This window comes from Rhizobium sp. P44RR-XXIV (genome assembly GCF_001999485.2).
In the GTDB taxonomy this organism is placed as follows: domain Bacteria; phylum Pseudomonadota; class Alphaproteobacteria; order Rhizobiales; family Rhizobiaceae; genus Rhizobium.
In genome coordinates this window covers 1666469-1683449 of sequence record NZ_MPVZ02000029.1, presented here as the reverse complement: position 1 = coordinate 1683449, position 16981 = coordinate 1666469, and the positions used below count along the sequence as shown (strand labels likewise).

General features: G+C 60.0%; 17 protein-coding genes. 8 read left to right on the top strand and 9 right to left on the bottom strand.

What is annotated here, in order from left to right; all coding sequences use genetic code 11:
• The first annotated feature begins 68 nt into the window (after positions 1 to 68).
• The 4 genes from BSK43_RS33665 to BSK43_RS33650 all read left to right on the top strand — a co-directional run bounded on the left by BSK43_RS33665 (position 69) and on the right by BSK43_RS33650 (position 4367).
• Positions 69 to 788 carry a ParA family protein gene (locus BSK43_RS33665; protein WP_077471458.1) on the top strand — a complete coding sequence of 240 codons (720 nt, stop codon included), beginning with the start codon at positions 69 to 71 and terminating at the stop codon, positions 786 to 788.
• A gap of 130 nt (positions 789 to 918) precedes the next feature.
• Entirely contained in the window at positions 919 to 1647 is a 729-nt protein-coding gene (locus tag BSK43_RS33660; protein WP_169055499.1) for an SDR family oxidoreductase, read from the top strand.
• A gap of 3 nt (positions 1648 to 1650) precedes the next feature.
• Positions 1651 to 3348: a GMC family oxidoreductase N-terminal domain-containing protein gene (locus BSK43_RS33655; RefSeq protein WP_077471460.1), complete on the top strand. Its 1698-nt coding sequence runs from the start codon at positions 1651 to 1653 to the stop codon at positions 3346 to 3348.
• A gap of 125 nt (positions 3349 to 3473) precedes the next feature.
• Positions 3474 to 4367, top strand: a complete 894-nt coding sequence (locus BSK43_RS33650; protein WP_077471461.1) for a hypothetical protein — start codon at positions 3474 to 3476, stop codon at positions 4365 to 4367.
• 18 nt (positions 4368 to 4385) lie between these two features.
• On the opposite strand, the gene BSK43_RS33645 is transcribed toward BSK43_RS33650, so the two are convergent.
• The 3 genes from BSK43_RS33645 to BSK43_RS33635 all read right to left on the bottom strand — a co-directional run bounded on the left by BSK43_RS33645 (position 4386) and on the right by BSK43_RS33635 (position 6846).
• Positions 4386 to 5156, bottom strand: coding sequence for an SDR family oxidoreductase (locus BSK43_RS33645; protein WP_077471462.1), 771 nt, complete (start codon positions 5154 to 5156; stop codon positions 4386 to 4388).
• A gap of 80 nt (positions 5157 to 5236) precedes the next feature.
• Positions 5237 to 6079: an alpha/beta hydrolase gene (locus BSK43_RS33640; protein ID WP_077471463.1), complete on the bottom strand. Its 843-nt coding sequence runs from the start codon at positions 6077 to 6079 to the stop codon at positions 5237 to 5239.
• Positions 6080 to 6135: 56 nt separating this feature from the next.
• Positions 6136 to 6846: an alpha/beta hydrolase gene (locus BSK43_RS33635; RefSeq protein ID WP_077471464.1), complete on the bottom strand. Its 711-nt coding sequence runs from the start codon at positions 6844 to 6846 to the stop codon at positions 6136 to 6138.
• A gap of 165 nt (positions 6847 to 7011) precedes the next feature.
• Between BSK43_RS33635 and BSK43_RS33630 the strand changes: the two genes are divergently transcribed.
• Positions 7012 to 7626 carry an ABATE domain-containing protein gene (locus BSK43_RS33630; protein ID WP_077471465.1) on the top strand — a complete coding sequence of 205 codons (615 nt, stop codon included), beginning with the start codon at positions 7012 to 7014 and terminating at the stop codon, positions 7624 to 7626.
• A gap of 100 nt (positions 7627 to 7726) precedes the next feature.
• On the opposite strand, the gene BSK43_RS33625 is transcribed toward BSK43_RS33630, so the two are convergent.
• Both BSK43_RS33625 and BSK43_RS33620 read right to left on the bottom strand, forming a co-directional pair.
• Positions 7727 to 8884 (bottom strand): patatin-like phospholipase family protein, encoded by a 1158-nt coding sequence (locus BSK43_RS33625; protein WP_077471466.1) that lies wholly within the window; start codon positions 8882 to 8884, stop codon positions 7727 to 7729.
• 35 nt (positions 8885 to 8919) lie between these two features.
• A complete protein-coding gene (locus BSK43_RS33620) occupies positions 8920 to 9666 on the bottom strand; it encodes an acetoacetate decarboxylase (RefSeq protein WP_077471467.1) in 747 nt (248 codons plus the stop codon).
• A 208-nt stretch (positions 9667 to 9874) separates the two neighbouring features.
• On the opposite strand from BSK43_RS33620, the gene BSK43_RS33615 reads away from it, so the two are divergent.
• Positions 9875 to 10663: a 3-hydroxybutyrate dehydrogenase gene (locus tag BSK43_RS33615; protein ID WP_077471468.1), complete on the top strand. Its 789-nt coding sequence runs from the start codon at positions 9875 to 9877 to the stop codon at positions 10661 to 10663.
• A 97-nt stretch (positions 10664 to 10760) separates the two neighbouring features.
• The gene (gene ppk2, locus BSK43_RS33610; protein WP_077471469.1) at positions 10761 to 11675 is read left to right on the top strand and encodes a polyphosphate kinase 2; all 915 of its coding nucleotides are present in this window, start codon (positions 10761 to 10763) and stop codon (positions 11673 to 11675) included.
• A gap of 61 nt (positions 11676 to 11736) precedes the next feature.
• Here the strand turns inward: ppk2 and BSK43_RS33605 are convergent, their stop codons facing one another.
• Positions 11737 to 12516: a class I SAM-dependent methyltransferase gene (locus BSK43_RS33605; protein ID WP_077471581.1), complete on the bottom strand. Its 780-nt coding sequence runs from the start codon at positions 12514 to 12516 to the stop codon at positions 11737 to 11739.
• A 344-nt stretch (positions 12517 to 12860) separates the two neighbouring features.
• Between BSK43_RS33605 and BSK43_RS33600 the strand changes: the two genes are divergently transcribed.
• A complete protein-coding gene (locus BSK43_RS33600) occupies positions 12861 to 14144 on the top strand; it encodes a cystathionine gamma-synthase family protein (protein WP_077471470.1) in 1284 nt (427 codons plus the stop codon).
• Positions 14145 to 14201: 57 nt separating this feature from the next.
• Here the strand turns inward: BSK43_RS33600 and BSK43_RS33595 are convergent, their stop codons facing one another.
• The 3 genes from BSK43_RS33595 to BSK43_RS33585 all read right to left on the bottom strand — a co-directional run bounded on the left by BSK43_RS33595 (position 14202) and on the right by BSK43_RS33585 (position 16838).
• Positions 14202 to 14804: a hypothetical protein gene (locus tag BSK43_RS33595; protein ID WP_136687435.1), complete on the bottom strand. Its 603-nt coding sequence runs from the start codon at positions 14802 to 14804 to the stop codon at positions 14202 to 14204.
• 78 nt (positions 14805 to 14882) lie between these two features.
• Entirely contained in the window at positions 14883 to 15740 is an 858-nt protein-coding gene (locus BSK43_RS33590) for a MurR/RpiR family transcriptional regulator (RefSeq protein ID WP_068395594.1), read from the bottom strand.
• A 54-nt stretch (positions 15741 to 15794) separates the two neighbouring features.
• On the bottom strand, positions 15795 to 16838 hold the full coding sequence (locus tag BSK43_RS33585) for a spermidine/putrescine ABC transporter substrate-binding protein (RefSeq protein ID WP_077471472.1): 1044 nt from the start codon (positions 16836 to 16838) through the stop codon (positions 15795 to 15797).
• Between the last annotated feature and the right edge of the window lie 143 nt (positions 16839 to 16981).

Below are 16981 nucleotides of genomic sequence, written 5' to 3'. Positions count from 1 at the left end.
TCGGCAAGCCATGACAGCCCCTCGCCCACCTCATTGAGTTGCCAAACCGATCAGCCCAGGGAGCCCTCATGGCCGTTCTGACCTTCGCCAATACCAAAGGCGGCGCCGGCAAGACCACCGCCGTCGTCATCGTTGCCTGCGAGCTTGCCAGAATGGGCTTTTCCGTCGCCGTTCTGGACGCCGATCCACAGCTCTGGATTTCCAAATGGTATGAACGGCTGGGCGACAGGGCGCCATCCGCTCTGTCGGTCATTCCCTATGTGACGGCCGGCAATCTCGGCCAGCATGCACGCAAGCTGCGCGACGAGGTCGATTTCCTGCTGATCGATCTGCCCGGTGCGCGCAGCCCGCTTCTCGCGCAGGCGCTCGGCTATTCGAACTATGTGCTCATCCCCGTACAGGGCTCCGCCATGGATGCGGAGGGCGCCACCAACGTCATCGAGCTTCTGCAATATCTGGACGATCGCGCCGAGATCCGCATTCCTCACTCGGTGGTGCTGACCCGCGTCAATCCGATGGTGACGACGCGCGCGCTGCAATCCGTGAAGGAGCTGCTATCCAGCCGGCGCGTGCATGTGCTGTCCACGCCCATCATCGAACGCGCGGCCTATCGCGAAGTCTTCGGCTACGGCCAAACCCTCTATTCGATCGACCCGGAAAGCGTCAGCAATCTCGACAAGGCGCAGCAGAATGCCCAGGCTCTCGCCCAGGAGGTCCTGCGCCGCATCCTGCCGTATAGCGGAGGTGCCGATCAAGCAAAGCCCGAGGGTCGGAAGCTGTCTGCCTAATGCTCACTTCCCGACCTCGCACAGCATAAAAATTTACGCGAGCAAACATTTTTATTGACGGGCAGAAGAGGCCTTCCTAGGCTGCCCTTCATCGGGGATTTTCCAAGATCCCGCGATGGAGGAGGACATCTTGGGGCAGAAACTTGAGGGCAAGGTGGCGCTGGTCACAGGCGCGAGCTCGGGTATTGGGCGTGCTACCGCGCTGGCGCTTGGCGAGCAGGGCGTAAAACTCGCACTCATCGGACGCTCCTCTGAAAAACTGGCTGAAGTAGCAAACAAAGTGGGCAGCGATGCGCTTGTCCTGCCGGCAGACCTCAGCGAACCAGAAGCCATCAAGCAGATCGTGGATGCAACGATCGCGCGCTTCGGCCGGATCGACATCGTGCTGCCCAATGCTGGCCTCTACATTCCCGGCGACGTCGCCGAAGGCGACCCGGATGCCTGGGACCAACTGATCGCCATCAATGTGAATTCGGTCTTCCGGCTGGCCCGCGCCGTGCTGCCCGGCATGATCGCCCAAGGTGGCGGCCAGATTGTCGTTACCTCCTCGGTGGCCGGACATCAGGCGATCCATTGGGAGCCGGTCTATTCGGCCTCGAAACATGCAATTCAGGCCTTCGTGCATGGCCTGCGGCGGCAGACGATGAAGCACAATATCCGCGTCGGTTCCGTAGCGCCCGGCATCGTACTGAACGAACTCTGGGGCTATACGGACCCGGCCGCCATAGACGCAAAGGTCGCGGCGCGCGAAGGCTTGCGCTCAGAAGACGTCGCCGATGCTGTGCTCTACATGCTGACGCGGCCGGCCAACGTCAGCATTCGCGATCTCGTCATACTCCCGCAGACACAGGACATCTGAGCCTTGGCCGCATTCGACTACATCATTGTCGGCGGCGGAGCCGCAGGCTGCGTGCTCGCCAACCGGCTGAGCGAGGATGCGGCCACGCGCGTCTGCCTTGTCGAGGCTGGATCGGACCGCAATGCGCGCAAGGCCATCGTGCGCATTCCGCTCGCCATGGTCACCTTCATGGCCCCGGCGCTCGCCTTTCTCGGCCGCCCGAAACTCATGTCCTGGTTCGAGACCGAACCCGAGCCCGGTCTGCAGGGCCGCTCCATGGCCCTGCCACGCGGCAAGGGCACGGGCGGTTCCACGAACGTCAATGGACAGATATTCATCCGCGGCCAGCGCGAGGATTTCGACCATTGGCGCGATCTCGGCAATCCCGGCTGGGGATACGACGATCTGCTGCCCTATTTCCGCAAGCTGGAGCGTTTAGAGATCCTGGCCGAGCCGGGTTCAGCCAAGCACATCCGCTTCGGTGACAGGCCGCTCGAAAGCCAGATCGATCCCGCCTATCACGGCACAAGCGGCCCGCTGAACATCGCACCGCTGCGCAGCGTCAATCCGATGGCAGAGGTGTTCCTGGAAGCTGCTCAGCAGGCAGGCCATCCCCTGAACGCCGATTTCAATGGCGCGCGCCAAAACGGCGCCGGGCTTTATACTTTCACGCAGAAAGGCGGCGAGCGGGTCACCGCCGAAGGCGCCTATCTCGACCCCGTGCGCCACCGTCCAAATCTCACCGTCATGAGCGAGGCCGAGGTTACGCGCGTGATGTTCGACGGCCGGAAGGCCACCGGCATCGCCTTCCGAAGCGGCTGCCAGCAAGGTACGCTCGACGCTCGCGAAGTCATCCTCTCGGCCGGCTCCTTCGTCTCGCCGCATCTGCTGATGCTGTCGGGGATCGGCAATGCCAAAGACCTCACGCGTCATGGCATCCCGGTGATTGCGGATCTGCCAGGCGTGGGGGAGAACCTGCAGGACCATCTCGACGTCACGATCGAATATCGCGCCAAATCCATCGCGCCCTATGGCATTTCCTGGCGGGCACTGCCGCGCAACATTGGTCATGTGCTGAACTGGATCTTCAAAAAGCGAGGCCTGTTTTCCTCGACGACGGGCGAAGGCGGCGGCTTCATCTGTACCGATCCGGCAAGCGACCGGCCCGATATCCAGCTTTTCTTCTGCACCGGCCGGGCCAATACGCAGGCAGCATCCGGCTTCACCGGCCACGGCTTTCTCCTGCATGTCTGCCAACTTCGTCCGGGCAGCATCGGCCGCCTGGCGCTGAGAAGCGGCGACCCCGCCGGGAAGCCGTCGATCCTCTACAACTTCTTTCGCGGCGACAACACGATGGAGGTGCTTCGCAAGGGCATCAGGCTCGCTCGAAAGATCACTGGACAAGCACCCTTTGCGCCCCACCTCGATGCCGAGATCGACCCGGGCCCAGACATTGAAAGCGACGGCGCGTTGGACGCGTTCATCCGCGAGCGGGTCGGCACACTGTTCCACCCCGTTGGCACCTGCGCCATGGGGCGCGGCGAGCGGGCAGTGATCGATCCGGCCACCATGCGGGTGCATGGCGTAGAGGGCCTGCGCGTCGTCGATGCCTCGATCATGCCGAGCATTGTCTCGGGCAACACGGTTGCGGCGACCTATTGTCTCGCGGAAAAGGCGGCGGATCTCATCCGCACGACGGACAAGGGGGAGACGACGGCCTAGGCGAAGGGGTGCCAATCCGCTGGCAAGGCCAATTATTGGGGCATCGTGACTTGACATGCACGGCCCAGCCGCAAACATGGCGGGGCTTCGTATTTGCCCATCTTCTAAAACGGATAGACGAGAAAATGCGCCCTTTCCTCCTGTTTCCTCTCCTTCTTTCGCTCGCCCCTCTTTCCGCGATGGCGGCCGAGACGCCATGTGCCGACCTTGTCGAGAGCAGCGGCGTCATCCAGCACGGGGATGGCTTTGCCGTCTCCGAGTTACGCGATGGTTGTGCGGTGACGAACGGGGTCTTCAAAACCGGCAGCAGGATCGGTTGGTCTTTCGACCGGGCGGAATTCAAGGGCGACGGCCTTGTCGATTTCGCGAAAAGCATGGGAGCCAAGCCAGCGCATGTGCCAGGCTGGGGCCGGTTTTCCATCGAGGGCGCACGTTTTACCCCGCTGACGGACAACGCCTTTGCCAACTACATCAGTTCGGTCCAGCAATGGCCGATGGATGCATCAGGCTCCTTCCGCTTCGACCTGAAGGATGGTTACCTCGACATTCAGAATCTGGAGCTCGTCAATCTGCGCACCGGAAAGGCGGCGCTGTCCGCCGAACTTACACTCCCGAAGGACACCGATGCGCAAGCCTTGATCCAGAATGGCTCGGCGGGGCTGACGCATCTGCGTTTCCGGCTCGACAATCAGGGCCTGTTCGAGGGCATGGCCATCCCGTCACTTGCCGCCTTCCTGCAGCAGATGGCGGGATCGGACGATCCTAAACAGGGTATCGAGCAATTGCGTGGCACTGCCACGATTGCATTGCAGGCGCTGCCGGACAGCAAGATCGATGCGGAATCGAAGAAGGCCCTGCTTCGTTTCGTGCAGGACCTGCCGCATCCGACGGGCTTCTTCACCCTCGATCTCGCTTTCGACAAGCCCTTGCAAATCGGCTCGCTCGGTCTCGACGCCAAGCAGTTGGCGCAAACCGCTTTGGCGAATGCCAAGATTTCGGTCAGCTACAAGGCGCGCTGAGACCAGTTCAACCGCTCCTCAGACCGACTTCACCTCGCCGCCATCCATGCGCAGGGCCGAGCCGGTCATCCAGCGGGCAGCCGGAGAGACGAGGAAGGCCATCAGTTCGGCAATCTCTTCCGGTTCGCCATAGCGGGCAATGCCTGCTTCCTGCGGAAAGCGAGCCGTCGCCTCCTCGACGGTCATATCATGCAGAGGCGCCCAATGGTCGAGATAGGATCGGCGGCGACCGGTCATGACGGGACCAGGCAGGACGCTGTTGACCTGAACACCATCGGTGATGCCGCGATCGGAAAAGGCCTTTGCCAAGGCAACGATGGCAGCGTTGATCGTGCCGACTGCCGCATAGGGTGTCTTCGGAAAGATCGCCGAATTTCCGGACATCAACACGACTGAACCCTTGGCCTCCTTCAAGGCGGGCCAGGCGGCGATAGTGAGCCTGCGCGCTCCATGCAGCTTCAGCGCCATACCGTTATCCCATTGCTCATCCGTCATGTCGAAGAGGTCGATCTGCGGCACGGCGCCGGCAATATTGAGCAGCGCATCGATCCGGCCGAAGGCGGCAAGCGTCTGATCAACCACAGCCTGCGCGGCCGCCGGCTCTGCCAGATCGGCATCGATGACAAGCGTCTTCGCGCCGGCAGCCTCGGCTGCCTTGGCCGTGTCAAACAGATTGGCCTTGTTGCGCGCAACGAGCACCAGTGCCGAAAAATCTTTGGCAAGACGGATGGCGGTGGCCTGCCCGATACCTTGGCTGGCGCCGGTGACGATAGCGACTGAACTGGACATGGGGTGCCTCCTGCATCTGAAAGAGCAACGGTCTGCCCATACCCCGCCGACGGAAGCGCCGGCGGGGTAGGAGGCCGACATCAGCCAAGGAAATCGCGGATTTCAGCGGCAATTTCTGCCGCATGCGTCTCTAGCGCGAAGTGGCCGGTATCAAAAAATTTTACGACGGCATCCGGGATATCCCGCCGAAAAGCCTCTGCGCCCGGCGGCAGGAAGAACGGATCATGCTTGCCCCAGACTGCCAGGAAGCGCGGCTTGTGGGTACGGAAGTAGCTCTGGAACGTCGGATAGAGCGCTACGTTGCTCTTGTAGTCCCCAAAGAGATCGAGCTGCACCGCCTCCGAGCCCGGCCGTGCCAGATAGAAACTATCGAGCGAATAGCCGTCCGGTGAAACCTTGGATGTGTCAGAAACGCCATGCGTATATTGCCACGCCGTTGCTTCCGGCGTGAAAGCCGCCTTCAGTGCATTGCGGTTTTCTTCCGAAGCTTCGCGCCAGTAAGCCTGGATCGGATTCCATTCCTCGCTGAGGCCTTCTTCATAGGCATTGCCGTTTTGCGAGATGATCGCCGTAATCCGTTCGGGATGCTTGACCGCGAGACGGAAGCCGGTCGGCGCGCCGTAGTCGAAGACGTAGACGGCATAGCGATCGAAACCGACGATCTCGGTGAAGCGATCGATCGTTGCCGCGATGCTGTCGAATGTATTGCTGCCCTTCGGCGCATCGGATTGTCCGAAGCCCGGCAGGTCCGGCGCGATGATATGATAGCGATCGGCCAACAGGGGGATGAGATCGCGGAACATGTGGCCGGAACTCGGGAAGCCGTGCAGCAGCAGAAGTTTCGGCGCGCCCGGCGAGCTTGCCTCACGATAGAAGACTTTGACGCCATCGACATTGATGGAGCGGTAGCTGACATTGGTCATGATAAGGTCCTTTCATTAACCTTTTAATTCGACCTTCAGTGGTTACTTTTCTTCAGTCACACGCTGATCGCAGCAGCCACTGCTTCGCGAATGAGCTCGACAACGGATTGTGGCGCTGTCGTCATCGGCGTGTGATCGACTAGCAGCGAGCGCTGCTTTGCCCCCATGCGCTCGGCCATGAAATGCTGGTTGGCAGCGCTGATCATCCGGTCCTCTTCCGCAATCAGGAACCAGGAGGGGCGATCCTTCCAGAGCGGACGCGCCAGGGGAACGGTGATGCAGGCCGGTGATATCGGACGCTGGGCAGCGGCAAGAACGGCCAGATCTTCTTCCCCGGCGTTCTGCGCATAGGCGTCGGCAAAGGCGTCATGAGGCAGATAAATCAACCCGTGGCTGTCGGGCGCCAACTTCGGCGCCTGTGGGTGTGGTTCGCCGCGATAGAATACGTCTGCGACGGTTTCACCCTCATCCGGCGCAAGCGCAGCGATGTAGACCAATGCCTTGACCTTCTCGCTTGCCACGCTGGCGATAACTGCCCCGGCATAGGCATGGCCGACCAGAATCACCGCGCCTGTCACCCGCTCCAAGGCGCGCTCCAGGGCAGCAACATCATCGGCCAGGGAAGTTAACGGCAGCGGAGCGGCCGTCACCGAGAACCCATCAGCCACTAGCGGTGCGATGACCTTCGCCCAGCCCGAGCCGTCTCCCCATGCACCGTGGACGAGGACAATATCGACATTCTCGGAAGACGCCTTCTGTTGTGACATCTGCCTTCTCCCTTTCGTTTGAACGCTAGTAACCCCTCTAAGTATGTTTATAGGGTTACGTCCAGCGCACATAACTTGTCAAGAGCCTTTTGATAGGTTATGTATCGTTCATGATTTTGAGAGACAGCGCGGCGCCCGCATTCGCCCGCCGGAACAGGAGCCAGGATGGACAACCACTCTCCCGCCATTTTCGTCGGTGACACGATGGGGCTGGATTTCCTGAATTCGGTGGCGACACCCATCGATGCTCCGATCGACTGGATCGACGACGGCGAAGGATTGCTTCGCTGGCTGGAGCAGGCGGGACTGGTGCCGCCGGAAACGCTGAAGGTCATGCGCGAGCAAGCGCTACCGGGAGAACTCGACAAGGTCGCCGATCAGGCCCGCAGCCTGCGTGAATGGTTCAGGAATTTCGTGCGTGAGCGTAAAGGCCGGCCGCTGACGCCGGAGGCTCTGGATGAACTGGAGCCCCTGAACCGCCTGCTGGAACGGGATGAAGGCTTCAACCGCGTTCTGGCCAGAGAGGACGGCGGCGGCCTCGACTTTCAGTCCAGGCGCAAATGGCGCTCGCCCGAGGCCCTGCTGCTGCCGATCGGTGAAGCGCTGGGACGTTTCGTCTGTACCGAAGATTTCTCGGACGTGAAAGCCTGCGAAGGCCATGCCTGCACGCTGCTGTTTGTCGACCATACGCGCGGCCATCGCAGGCGTTGGTGCAGCATGGCCATGTGCGGCAACCGCGCCAAGCAGGCAGCCCATCGGCACCGGCTCAAGCAGGGATAGCTTAACGGGGCAAGTGAGCTGGCGTCTTGGAAACGCTGTTAACAATCGTGCCGGCGGAGCAGATGCGCAGCTGGCACGATTGTTATTCTAGTCGATCGCTTCAGACTGGATCTTCGCGATGCAGGTCGTGGATGGCGACGGCGTCGTCGCTGAACGGCGGCAGCAGCCATTCGGTGTGACGCAGCGTGCGCTTGGTGTCTTCCAGGCCCATGTCCCAATGCTCGCGCATCGAGGTGCCGGAAAACTCATAATCCTTGGCATGACCCTCATAATTCTTGTGCTGATAGATCAGGTGGACGATATTGACGACGCCGGCATTGGAATAATCGGCAATCATCTCTTCCTCTTCCGGCGACAGCTGGTCTTTCGGGACACGCTTCAGCGCGCCGAGCAGCTTCATCTTCAGCCCGTGGATGCGCTTGAAATTGTCGGTATTCTGCCGGGTGCGGCTCGAATACATGATGTCCTTATGGCGCGACAGCACGTCCGGCATGCTGCGCGGCAGGACGCCGCGGGCGCTGAACAGATCGACCTGGAACACCAGAGAGCTGCGATCCTCCTCCTGATCGAGCAAATATTGCAGCGGGGTATTGGAGACGATGCCGCCATCCCAATAATATTCGCCTTCGATGCGGATGGCCGGCAAGGCGGGCGGCAGCGCGCCGCTTGCCATGATGTGCTCCGGTTCGATACGGATATTGTCGGTATCGAAATAGACGAAATTGCCGGTCCTGACATTGACCGCGCCGACGCTGAAGCGCTTCTTGCCGTCGTTCAGAACGTCGAAATCGATCACCATCTCCAGCGTCTTCTTCAGCTCGGCGGAATCGTAGAAGCTGGTAGCGCCCTCCGCGCCAGCCAGTTCCAGCCAGGGATTGGGGAAGCGCGGCTTGAAGAAGCCGGGCTGACCCATCGTCATGGTCATCCATGAGCTGGTGCGATTGCGGATGTCACGGAAGACGTCGCCTTCCGGCGTGTAGGCCCAGATCTTGCGACCGGAAATGATCTGCCAGAACTGTTCGAGACGCTGCAGGCGGCGGCTCGGCTCATTGCCGGCGATGATGGCTGCATTGATGGCACCGATGGAAACGCCTGAGAGCCATGTGGGCTCGCATCCCGCATCGGCCAGCGCCTGGTAGACACCAGCCTGATAGGCACCAAGCGCGCCACCGCCCTGAAATACCAGGGCGACACGGTCGTATTGCGTAGCAATTTCCTGGATTGTCGGCACTGCGGCTTTGGCTTTTCGTTCGAGCACGGGTTCGTCTCCAGCAAAAGGAAAATAGGGCGCGGTTACCTGCGCTCGGCGAGGTAGTCGTGAACGACTTCGCCAAGCCCAAGCGTCAGATTGGCGGTGAAATGAACGGCCGAAACCACGTCCAGAACCGGCAGCCGCGCGACGTCAGCCATCACATGCGGTCTGAGGTCGAGGGCGGCGGGCGAGGTCCAGGCTTCCTTGATGGTGATATCAGTCAGATAGTAGCGCACCAGCTCGCAGATGCGCGGTGTGGCGTCGACATGCGGTACGATCTTGATCAGGAAATTCGGTTCGGAGAGGGCAGCCATCAGCGGTGCCTGGTCGATCTGCCTGTGCTTGTAGCCCATCGTTGCCGTCGCGCAGAGAACGCTGCCATAATGCAGCGTGCCGACGATGACCTCGCCTTCGTTGACGATCTTCGGATTGGCGAGCTTCTTCGGGAAACCCCAGATTTCACGGCCGCCGGTGATCGGCGCATCGTCGTCGAGATACATGGAGTGGACATAGCCGCCGGCCTCGCCGCGATACTTCACCGGGATGACCTGCCCCGTCTCGGTGTAATCGCCGAAGCCGGTGGAATCGGGCATGCGGATGAATTCGTATTTCACCAGCGGCTCGTCGATTTCGAGCGGCTCGGGCACGACTGCCTCCAGGGCTTCGCGCGTCGTGCGGTAGGTGATGATGATATATTCGCGATCGAAGAACCGATAGGGTCCCGGAGGATAGGAAGGATTGGTCAGCGGCATTGCATAGGCATGCTTGAGAATGTCTTCGACCTTCATCGTATTTTCCGTCTTTGGAGGAAATAGTCCGGCGCCCGCGGCGAAACTTGCACGGTTGCGTGACAGTGAAGTGTCAACCCGCCAGCCGGCGGCACCTGAGACTGGCCAACCGCTGTTATCAAAGCGACATATGACGCTGGCAGTGTGCGCCCATCTCGGCATTTTTCCATTTACTCAACCATGTCATAGAGATTGCGGGAGTAGCATTATGGGTTCGTTGACTTCGAAGAATGCGCTGGTCACCGGTTCGACGAGCGGTATCGGGCTTGCGATCGCGCGCGCTTTTGCCGCCGAAGGCGCGAATGTGACGATCAACGGCCTCGGCGATGCCGATGCGATCGAAAAAGAGCGCGCAGCAATCGAGGCCGATTTCGGTGTGAAATGCCGTTATTCCGGTGCCAATATGATGAATGGCGAGGAAGTAACGTCGATGGTGCGCGAGGCCGAGGAAGCCTTCGGCAGCCTCGACGTCCTCGTCAACAATGCCGGCATCCAGTTCGTCGCTCCGATCGAGGAGTTCCCCGACGACAAATGGGAAGCGATCATCCGCATCAACCTGCTTGCAGCTTTCTACGCGATCAAGGCCGCCATCCCCGGCATGAAGGCCCGCAAATGGGGCCGCATCATCAACACGTCCTCGGCACATGCGCTGGTGGCTTCGCCGTTCAAGTCGGCCTATGTCTCGGCCAAGCACGGCATCACCGGCCTCACCAAGACGATCGCGCTTGAAGCGGCGCGGGATGGCGTCACCGTCAATTCCATCGCACCGGGCTATGTCTGGACCCCGCTCGTCGAAAAGCAGATCCCGGAGACGATGAAGGCACGCAACATGACGGAAGAGCAGGTCAAGCACGACGTACTGCTCGCCGCCCAGCCGACGAAGGAATTCGTGACCGTAGACGAAGTGGCGGCCATCGCCGTGTTTCTATGCGGCGATGCCGCCAAGCAGATCACCGGCACGACGCTTTCCGTCGACGGCGGCTGGACTGCCGAGTAGGATCGCCACTTGAGCCGGCCCACGCCCACATGGCTGTGCCGGCTCCTTGCGGTCGAAATATCTCAGCACCAACATGAAAACAGAGCAGGAGCGCGCAATGACCGACGACACCCAGGACCGGCTGAGCCGCATCAAGGACGAGATTGTCGACAGCTTCGACGAAGAACTCGAGATGCAGCTCGAGGAAGATCGGTTGGATGAACTGGTCGCCGAGGGATTGGGCGACGAAACCGACGCATCGCTCGACCGCAGGGTCTATTTCCGCGAGCTCTTTCGTCTCCAGCATGAACTCGTGCGTCTTCAGGACTGGGTGCAGTACAAGAAGCTCAAGGTCGTCGTGCTGTTTGAGGGCCGCGATTCCGCCGGCAAGGGCGGCGCCATCAAGCGCGTCACCCAGCGCCTCAATCCGCGTGTTTGCCGCGTCGTCGCACTGCCGGCGCCGACGGAGCGCGAGCGTCATCAGTGGTATTTCCAGCGTTATACGGCTCACCTGCCGACCGCAGGTGAAATGGTGCTGTTCGACCGCAGCTGGTACAACCGCGCCGGCGTCGAGCGGGTGATGGGTTTCTGCAGCTCGGAAGAGCTGGAAGAATTCTTCCGCTCCGTACCCGACTTCGAACGCATGCTGGTGCGCTCGGGCATCATTCTCATCAAATACTGGTTCTCGATCACCGACGAAGAGCAGGAGTTCCGCTTCAGCATGCGCATTCAGGATCCGCTGAAGCAGTGGAAACTCTCGCCGATGGACCTTCAGAGCCGCGTTCACTGGGAAGAGTACACCAAGGCGAAGGAAGAGATGCTGGAACGCACTCATATTCCGGAAGCGCCGTGGTGGGTCGTGCATGCCGTCGACAAGAAGAGGGCGCGCCTGAACTGCATCGCGCATCTCCTGACCCAGATCCCCTATGAGAACGTGCCGAAGCCGGAAATCATCCTGCCGGAGCGCATGCGTAACGCCGACTACCACCGCACGCCGGTGCCGCCGGAAATGTACGTGCCGGAAATCTACTGACGAGGAACGATGACGGGTCCGTCTCCGGCGGACCCGTCAGAGCCCGAGGGTCGGCTCACAGTCAGCCCGGGCGGTAGGCCCATTCGGACAGGGCGCCCATGCCTAGCCGCTGCATGACCTCATAGGCGACCCTTCGGTTGAGCGGATTGTGCAGCCTGATCACCTTTGAGCCGAGAAAATCCAACTCGGCATGCTCGAACGGCTTGAGATGCAGCGCATCGCTGACCGCCGCCCGATAGACCTCATGAAAATCTCGCCGGCAGACATAGGTCTTGTACTTCGTCATGCAGAAGGCGGCGAAGGTGTCATTGTTCCTGCGCAGGAAATCCGCGACGCCGATCGTCACCTCCGGCCACGCGGGATTGAACGTATCGTCGAAAGCGATGATGCCGTGGTCGGCCAGCACGCTCTTGGCCAGGCGGCTATCGGCAACGATATGACGAAGCAGATGCCCTCCATCAATGCTGAAAAAGCGAACCTGCCCAACCTTGTCGATGATCGCCTGCGGGTCGAGCATGGTACTGTCGCCGGCTATGACAAGCTCCTCGTCGACGGGAATGCCAAGCGACCGGCCATTATCGAGGAAGCGTTGATATTGCGCGCCGTCCGCTTCGATGTCGAAGAGGTCGATCGCAAGCACATTGTCGTCGGGAGCACTGATCTTGCGCAGCAGAAAATAAGATCGCCCATAATAGACCCCGATCTCGACGAGACCGCCATATAGTTTCTCTTGCCTCTGCTTCTCGATTAACGACAGGAAGACAAGCGCATCCGGCGGATCGATGTAACCATCGATTTTCTGGAGATCGCTAAACATGAATTTTCGAACGCTTGATTTCAAAATGCAAACCTCACTGGTTTTCATTGCGCATTTCGCCGCCGGACGTCCTCGTCGATAGACCTCCGCCGGGTGAGAAATGCACCGCTCTGCTGCCCAGACTGCGCGCGCCGAAAGGTGGCGAGCTCTCGGAACCTGGGGTGAGACTGTGCCAAGACGAGCAGTGGCAGCTAATATTGCGACCTTTCTGTCGTGTTTCGGATAGCCATGCGCAGAGTGGATAATTTCAGCATCCTTCGCCCTTCATATCGACGCCGCTTCATAGACAGTGGCAGGTAGCAAGCCTGTACCCTAAGTGATGTATAATGCGATTCTAAAATTCAATATCATCGGCTGAGGAGACCGTCATGACTGCGCCGCACCCGTCGAAAACCCATATCGGCAATCACGCGCTGCATCCCGAAACGCAAATGCTGAATTACGGCTATGATCCCGAACTCTCGGAGGGTGCGGTCAAGCCTCCTGTTTTCCTGACTTCCACCTTCGTTTTCAAATCGGCCGAGGACGGGCGCGATTTCTTCAACTACATCTCCGGCCGCAACGAGCCGCCGAAGGGCACGGGCGTCGGCCTCGTCTATTCGCGCTTCAACCACCCGAACAGCGAAATCGTCGAGGACCGCCTGGCGGTCTATGAGCGGACGGAAAGCTGCGCGCTGTTTTCCTCCGGCATGTCGGCCATTGCGACGACGCTGCTCGCCTTCGTCCGCCCCGGTGACGCGATATTGCATTCGCAACCGCTCTATGGCGGCACGGAAACGCTGATCGCCAAAACATTCCTCAATCTCGGCGTTTCAGCGGTAAGTTTCGCCGATGGCGTCAGCGAAGCATCTGTCATGGCCGGTGCCGAGGAAGCCATGGCAAAGGGCCGGGTCTCGGTCATTCTCGTGGAAACGCCTGCCAACCCGACGAACAGCCTGGTCGATATCGCCGTCATCCGCCGCGTGGCCGATGCCATCGGCAAGAAGCAGGGCCATACGCCGATCATCGCCTGCGACAACACCTTGCTGGGTCCGGTCTTCCAGCGCCCGATTGAACATGGCGCCGATATCTCGCTCTATTCGCTGACCAAATATGTCGGCGGCCATTCTGATCTGATCGCCGGCGCGGCGCTCGGCTCGAAAGCCGTGATGAAACAGGTGAAGGCACTGCGCGGCGCGATCGGCACGCAGCTCGATCCGCACTCCTGCTGGATGCTCGGCCGTTCGCTGGAAACGCTGCAGATCCGCATGGAGCGGGCAAACAGCAACGCCCGCGCAGTGGCCGATTTCCTGCGCGACCATCCAAAGGTCGAGCAGATCCACTATCTTTCCTATGCGGATCCGGCATCGCCCACAGGCCGGACATTCGCCGCCCAGTGCAGCGGCGCCGGCTCCACCTTCTCCTTCGATATCAAGGGCGGCCAGCCGGCATCCTTCAAATTCCTGAATGCGCTGCAGATCTTCAAGCTGGCAGTCAGCCTGGGCGGCACGGAATCGCTTGCCTCCCATCCCGCGACGACAACGCATTCCGGCGTCCCCGTGGACGTACGCCACCGCATCGGCGTGTTGGACTCGACGATCCGGCTGTCGATCGGCATCGAGCATCCCGATGATCTCATCGCCGATCTGGCTTCGGCGCTCGACGCTGCATGATGGTCTAGTACGACTTGGCACCCATGGTAGTTCGCTCCGGCGAGCTACCAGCTGCCGCTAGTCATCCGGCCACACTTCGATATCGGAATCGACGACGTAGCGCGTGCCGTCGTGCCAGACATAGGCGATGACGAGGTCCTTTTTGCCGGAGCCCGCGGCGACCTCGTAGCGACACATCAAGCGATACGGCCCCTTTTTGTTGCGAAGCATGCCGCGTTCCGCGGTGAAAATGCCCGCGCCATCATCGACCTCACCGGTAACCCGCAGCTTCGCATCCCCACGCAATTTGCGAAGTGCGTCCTGGGCGATGTCCAGAGGTGCGCAGGCGCCGTCGATTTCCGGAGGTGCCCCCGTTTGATCCAACACGACCTCCCATCGCCCGCCAACAAATCGAAATGGCAAGTCTTGAACGAAACCCCGTCCTTCTGCGGTCAGCATGCAGAGACGCACGGTTGCCGGCTGCCCCATTGCTGGAACGCAGCCGAGGAATTCATGGATACGAGGAGAGCCCGGTTTCACCCTGTCGAGCGCTTGCTGCAACTGCTCTTTGGTCGGCGCTGGAGCCGTTCCGGATGAGGCTCGCGCTTGAGCCGAACTCATCCCCAGGGTGACCGCCATGATCAGCGGAAAAGCACGGCACAGAAAGACATGTATGTTCATGGAGCCGATCAAAGCATGTTTCGGCTCTCAAAACCATGCCGCGATCGGTGCCAGGAACAGGACGTTCACAGCCTGTTGTCAGCTCTCGAAATCGCCGAAAACGTCCTGCAGGCGGGTCAGAAGCTCGACGCGCTCATCCACCTTGCCACGCAGGACGACGAGGATGTTGCTCAAGAGAAGATCCATCACGGCGGTCATGGTCGCGGCTCCATCCCAGAGCGGGCCGTGCGAGCCGGGTATGACGAGCGAGATATCCGACACCTCTTCGGCCCAGGGGCAGAATTCATCGGTCAGCAGGATCACCTTGACGCCGGCGCGGCGCGCCTCCTCCGCCAAGGGCCTTGCCTTCGACGCAAAACGACGGACGTCGTGAAGGAAGAGCACGCGGCCATCCACAGAACCATCAAGCAGTTCGGAATAGGTGCCGTTGAGGCCATCCATGAAGGCGACGCGTGGCCTGGTGTAGGAAAGCTGGGCGGCGAAATACTGTGCGATGCCCCGGACGTTTTGATAGGCCGCAACATAAACTTCGCTCGCCGAAATCAACGCATCGACTGTCTGCTGCCATTGCGGCGCAGTCGTCAGCTCATAGATCATGCCGAGATTGTCGACCTGCTGTTGCAGCAGTCCGGCGAGAAACTTGCCATCTCGGAGGTCTTCCTGGAAACGGTCCAAAGAGCCCTTGATCTGCCAGGCCGGATTGGAACGGCCGCCGCGGCGCAGGGCCGTCTTCAGCTCGTCGAGACCATCGAAGCCGAGTCGCCGCAGATAACGACCGACGGTCATCTGCGAGATATCGAGCCTTGCTGCAATGGACTTTGCTGTCTCGAAGGGAAGTTCGGCGATGTTACGCTCGATATAGCTGGAGATCAGCTTGTCGGATTTCGACCTGCGCATGTCAGCGCTCTGCACGAGCTTCAGAATATCCTTCGACAATCTTCCCTCCGGTGAAGCTCCGCCCGAAACCGGACGGAGTATCCTTTCGCGATATTATTGGGCCGTCTTGACCTTCGTCCATGCGCGATCGAACTGGCGCAGACCGCTACCAAGATCGTCAAAGATCTGCAGGCGCTTCATGGTCTCATCAGTCGGATTGATCTCTTTGCTATTCTTGATGTTTTCCGGCGTCAATTGCCTCGCCGGCACGTTCGGCGTGCCGTTGGTCTGCTGTGAGACGTTGAGCGCGGCGATTTCCGGACGCGTGTAGAATTGCTGGAACTTGATCGCGTTGGCCTTGTTCGGCGCGGTCTTCAGCACGCACATGTCTTCCTGATACATGGTGGCGCCCTCCTCCGGGATGACGTAGCCCAGATCCTTCGGATTGCCGAAGACGTTGATCATCGAACCCACGAAGAAATGAGCGGCAGCAATATCGCCGGACTCGACCATCGGGCGGGAATCGTAGGTAAAGGCCGCGACATAGGGCTTCATCTCGATCACGGTATCGGCCGCCTGCTGCAGCTCCTCCGGCTTGGTGGAATTGACCGAATGACCATTGAGCATCAGACCCACGCCCAGCACCTCGCGCATGTCATCCAGCAGCGTGAATTTCAGGTGCTTGGCCTTGACCGTCGCGACCAGATCCTTCCAGCCGGTGATATCCTTGCCGAGCACCCTGCGGTTATAGAGAATGCCGACGGTGCCGAAGGCATAAGGCAGGCAATATTCGCCCTTCGGATCGCTCTTGGCGCGCAGGAAGCGGGGATCAATATTCTTGAAACCCTCATAGGTATCGATATCGGTCTTCTCCAGGAGATTGAGCTTGGCCATGATTTCCTGCATGTGCACCGACGGAAAGACGATGTCGTAGCCCGTCGCGCCGCCCTGGATCTTGGCAAGCATTTCCTCGTTGGAGGAATAAGTCGACAGATTGACCTTGATCTTGGTTTCCTCCTCAAACTTCTGGAGGACGGCCGGATTGATGTATTCGCCCCAGTTATAGATGTTGAGCTCTTCGGCAAGGACCGCAGTCGGCAGCAATGCCGTAAGCGCAACAAGACCCAGGCGTCTGAAGACGCCTTTCAAAATCATCATTTTTGTTCCCCTTGATAGGATTTTTGTCCCTTCGACGCGCTCGGCTCGGGCTTTGGTGGAAGCTTTAACCGATCGCGTTGAGGGCGTTGACTTCGACGAAAAAATGATATCAATATATCTAAATCACGCAAGAGTTAATTTAA

Coding starts and splice junctions, on each gene's coding strand:
- BSK43_RS33665 (WP_077471458.1), top strand. CDS start 69: ATGGCCGTTCTGACCTTCGCCAATACCAAAGGCGGCGCCGGCAAGACC.
- BSK43_RS33650 (WP_077471461.1), top strand. CDS start 3,474: ATGCGCCCTTTCCTCCTGTTTCCTCTCCTTCTTTCGCTCGCCCCTCTT.
- BSK43_RS33645 (WP_077471462.1), bottom strand. CDS start 5,156: ATGTCCAGTTCAGTCGCTATCGTCACCGGCGCCAGCCAAGGTATCGGG.
- BSK43_RS33640 (WP_077471463.1), bottom strand. CDS start 6,079: ATGACCAATGTCAGCTACCGCTCCATCAATGTCGATGGCGTCAAAGTC.
- BSK43_RS33635 (WP_077471464.1), bottom strand. CDS start 6,846: ATGTCACAACAGAAGGCGTCTTCCGAGAATGTCGATATTGTCCTCGTC.
- BSK43_RS33630 (WP_077471465.1), top strand. CDS start 7,012: ATGGACAACCACTCTCCCGCCATTTTCGTCGGTGACACGATGGGGCTG.
- BSK43_RS33620 (WP_077471467.1), bottom strand. CDS start 9,666: ATGAAGGTCGAAGACATTCTCAAGCATGCCTATGCAATGCCGCTGACC.
- BSK43_RS33615 (WP_077471468.1), top strand. CDS start 9,875: ATGGGTTCGTTGACTTCGAAGAATGCGCTGGTCACCGGTTCGACGAGC.
- ppk2 (WP_077471469.1), top strand. CDS start 10,761: ATGACCGACGACACCCAGGACCGGCTGAGCCGCATCAAGGACGAGATT.
- BSK43_RS33600 (WP_077471470.1), top strand. CDS start 12,861: ATGACTGCGCCGCACCCGTCGAAAACCCATATCGGCAATCACGCGCTG.
- BSK43_RS33595 (WP_136687435.1), bottom strand. CDS start 14,804: ATGAACATACATGTCTTTCTGTGCCGTGCTTTTCCGCTGATCATGGCG.
- BSK43_RS33585 (WP_077471472.1), bottom strand. CDS start 16,838: ATGATGATTTTGAAAGGCGTCTTCAGACGCCTGGGTCTTGTTGCGCTT.